The sequence below is a fragment of the Sulfobacillus sp. TH-112 genome, assembly GCF_057473405.1.
Genome location: NZ_JBYCKN010000155.1, coordinates 1 through 3,445, shown reverse-complemented (window position 1 = coordinate 3,445; position 3,445 = coordinate 1). Strand labels below are relative to the sequence as shown.

The 3,445-nt window shown below is 52.5% G+C and carries 4 protein-coding genes; all 4 read left to right on the top strand.

Going from position 1 to position 3,445, the window contains the following annotated elements; translation table 11 throughout:
* Window positions 1-257 precede the first annotated feature (257 nt).
* Complete coding sequence (locus ACOJWD_RS11085; RefSeq protein WP_486993293.1) at window positions 258-1,253, top strand: ATP-binding cassette domain-containing protein; 996 nt, start codon at window positions 258-260, stop codon at window positions 1,251-1,253.
* A 40-nt stretch (window positions 1,254-1,293) separates the two neighbouring features.
* The gene (locus ACOJWD_RS11080; RefSeq protein ID WP_486993292.1) at window positions 1,294-2,049 is read left to right on the top strand and encodes an ABC transporter permease; all 756 of its coding nucleotides are present in this window, start codon (window positions 1,294-1,296) and stop codon (window positions 2,047-2,049) included.
* Window positions 2,050-2,320: 271 nt separating this feature from the next.
* Window positions 2,321-2,725 carry a GntR family transcriptional regulator gene (locus ACOJWD_RS11075; RefSeq protein WP_486993291.1) on the top strand — a complete coding sequence of 135 codons (405 nt, stop codon included), beginning with the start codon at window positions 2,321-2,323 and terminating at the stop codon, window positions 2,723-2,725.
* A partial coding sequence (locus ACOJWD_RS11070; RefSeq protein ID WP_486993290.1) for an ABC transporter ATP-binding protein occupies window positions 2,718-3,445 on the top strand: 728 nt, incomplete at its 3' end. The genes ACOJWD_RS11075 and ACOJWD_RS11070, both read left to right, overlap by 8 nt.

Sequence of the window (3,445 nt, the reverse complement as noted above, 5' to 3'; positions counted from 1 at the left end):
TGAACGTCGCGGTATGATGTTTTTGCTTTGGCATAACGTGTCCAGTGTAACACTTGAGGCCCTCCAAACTTGTCTAGTTTTCGGGGACCACTATAGAATATCAGAGCAGCGCAGGAATCCGGTGGGTAATGGGGGGTGACTTTTCGTGATGCGCCGTGTCTTCCGCCGGGGGGTGTTCTCGGATTGCGATAAAGTTTAGTATGTTAAGCGAACGTTTCCCAAGGTGAGGAATGATGGGAAGAAATCGGGGGTGTAAAGTGGCCGAGACAGTTATTGAGGTTGAAGGGATTACCAAATCGTTTAAATCGACCCACGCGTTACGAGGAGTAAACCTCAAAGTAGAGAAGGCGACCGTTTTAGGGTTACTTGGGCCCAATGGCGCCGGCAAGACCACATTGGTCCGTATTCTCAGCACACTTTTAAAGCCAGATTCCGGGAAGGCACGGATTGCTGGATATGACGTGGTGGAGGATGCAGTGGCGCTACGCTCTGCCATCGGACTCGCTGGTCAATATGCCGCTGTCGATGAACTCTTAACGGGGCGCGAGAACCTCGAACTGGTGGGACGCCTCTATCATTTGGGGAAGAAGGAACGTCAAAACCGGGCTGAGGAGGTTCTCGAACGATTTTCTTTAACGGATGCCGGTGATCGACCCGTCAAAACCTATTCTGGAGGAATGCGGCGTCGGCTCGATCTTGGGGCTAGCTTGGTCGGACGCCCTGAGGTACTGATTTTAGATGAGCCGACCACTGGCCTCGATCCACGCACCCGTATTGAATTATGGCAATTTATTGAGGGGTTGGTTCGCGATGGCACCACCCTCTTACTCACCACGCAATACCTTGAAGAAGCCGATCGGTTAGCGCATCGCATTGCCGTGATTGACGGAGGTGCGGTGATTGCTGAAGGGACGGCCGATGAATTGAAGGCGCAAGTTGGTGGCGCGGTACTGGAAGTGGTGGTGAAGGACGCGAATCACATGGCGACCGCAGTTACGGTATTGGAGCGTATAGGCACCGGAAAGGCACGTGTTGACGAGATTCGTCGACTGATTACCGTGCCCACGCCCGGGGGAGCACAGGTGGTCGTCACAGCGGGCGAACAGCTTCTTCAACAACAAATTGATATCGACGATATTGGAGTGCGACGTCCGTCGTTGGATGATGTGTTTTTGACGCTTACAGGTCATCGGGCAGAGAGCGAGGAGAGTTCAGAGAATCTCGTGGCCCAAGGAGGGGGACGCCATCGTTAACGCAGAACTGCAACAGTCAAAAAAGGCACCTCGCGGAGGTGTGCGCCTGGCCTTGGGAGATGTCGTAGGCATTACCTATCGCAATCTGATGCACATTGTACGGACGCCACAGCTCTTGGTGTTTTCTGGGATTCAGCCCATTATGTTTGTGCTCCTATTTCGTTATGTCTTTGGAGGAGCAATTTCTACCCCGGGAGGGCATTACGTGGACTATCTCTTGCCCGGCATCTTTGTGCAAACGTCGCTCTTTGGGGGGGCATCCACGGCGGTGGGACTCTCAGAAGATCTTAAGGGCGGGATTATCGACCGGTTTCGTTCATTGCCAATGGCCCGGTCGGCGGTATTGGCGGGGCGGACCATAGCGGATTTGGCCCGTAACATTTTAGTGGTGATATTGATGCTGGTCGTTGGGGTTTTGGTGGGATTTCGATTTCATGGATCTGTCACGCATAATATTGCGGGTTTAGTATTGGTACTCGCCTTTGGCTATGCTTTTTCTTGGATATTTGCTGCGGTGGGTTTGATGGTGAAGGATCCCGAAACGGCGCAAATTGCGGGGTTTCTACCCATTTTTCCTTTAGTATTTGCGAGTTCAGCGTTTGTTCCGGTCAAGACCATGCCCATCTGGCTTCAGGATTTTGCTAATGTTCAGCCGGTCAGTGTCACCATTAATGCGGTGCGTGCGCTTGTCACCGGAGCCCCCGTAGGTGACTGGTTATGGCAAGCGGTCTTGTGGACGCTAGGAATTTTAGTAGTATTTATCCCTCTAGCGGTGTATCGCTACCGGAATATTTAATCACCTGGTTTCCGCGTCCTAGCGTTTCCAGATCACCCTTAATAGTATTATCCACTCGCTCGGCCGCCCTTCCTTCACAAAGGGCGGCCAAGTGGTGATGAGGCACCTTCCTTTGCAGAGTAGGGGGCCGAGGTCACCTTTTTTGGATTGCGCTCTGGGATCTCAGGGGGTGGTCTCTGAATAAGCTTGAAGGTCTTGACACGGGAATAGTGTGCGCTTATTCTTCTTGTGTACTATGAATACCGGTACACACATACATGGGGGTGATGCGATGTGGTTTCAAGTCGATCCGCGATCATCCACGCCCATTTATCAGCAAGTGGTAGATGGTGTAAAAGTGGCGGTAGCCCGGGCCATTTTAGAACCGGGAGAAAAGATGCCATCGGTGCGAGAATTGGCGAGCGTGATGACACTCAATCACAATACCATTGCTAAAGCGTATCAAGAGTTAGAGCGAGAACGGGTCATTGAAGTGATTCGCGGTCGGGGAACTTTTGTGGCCCCGAGAAGTGCGCCGCCCGACCGGCCTGAACGCGTGGAGAAGATGGCTCATCAGCTGCAACACTTAATGATTGAAGCGCATCATCTGCAACTCAGCGAGGCGGAACTGGAGGCACTTTTCCAGGAGGCGTTAATTACCTGGCGTGAAATGAAAGGCGGGATGAGCCGTGAGTGAATTCGCGATTAGCATGAAAAACGTGAGAAAGCGATTTTTAGGTATGCCAGCATTGGAAGGGGTTGATTGGTCGGTCAAAGAAGGCAGCGTCCACGGTCTCATTGGAGCCAATGGGGCGGGCAAAACAACGCTACTTCGACTAGCGCTGGGAACTCTCCGCTCTGATAGTGGGGAGGTGGTGGTTCTCGGACAGAATTTGACGCACGACATGCCCGAGTTAAGGCAAGAAATCCAGTATGTTGCGGCCGGCCAAGTGGCATCGCCCGGATTTCATGTCTCGGAGTGGATGAGATATTCGAGTCTTCTCTATGAACACTGGGATATGGCCATGGCCCAACGGCTCTTAAAGGGTTTGGAAATTGATCCGAGGAAAGTGATAGGTCACTTATCGACCGGGATGAAAACCAGCTTGCAAATTGCCGTCGCCTTGTCTGCGCGTCCTCTGCTTTTGCTGTTGGATGAGCCAACCAATGGACTTGACGTGGTGGTAAAGCAGCAAGTTCAACAACTCATTATGGAGATGGCCGCTCAAGAGGGAACCACGATTGTCATGGCAACCCACGACGTTGGGGACGTGGAGAGGATGGCTGATACGGTGTCGGTGCTTTACCGGGGACGGTTTATCTTCCAAAACACTATGGACAGCATCAAAGCCGCGATGCATCGCATGCAGGTGGTCTTGAATGACCCCTGGCCGCAGACCATTTTGAACGATGAGCG

Coding starts and splice junctions, on each gene's coding strand:
- ACOJWD_RS11075 (WP_486993291.1), top strand. CDS start 2,321: ATGTGGTTTCAAGTCGATCCGCGATCATCCACGCCCATTTATCAGCAA.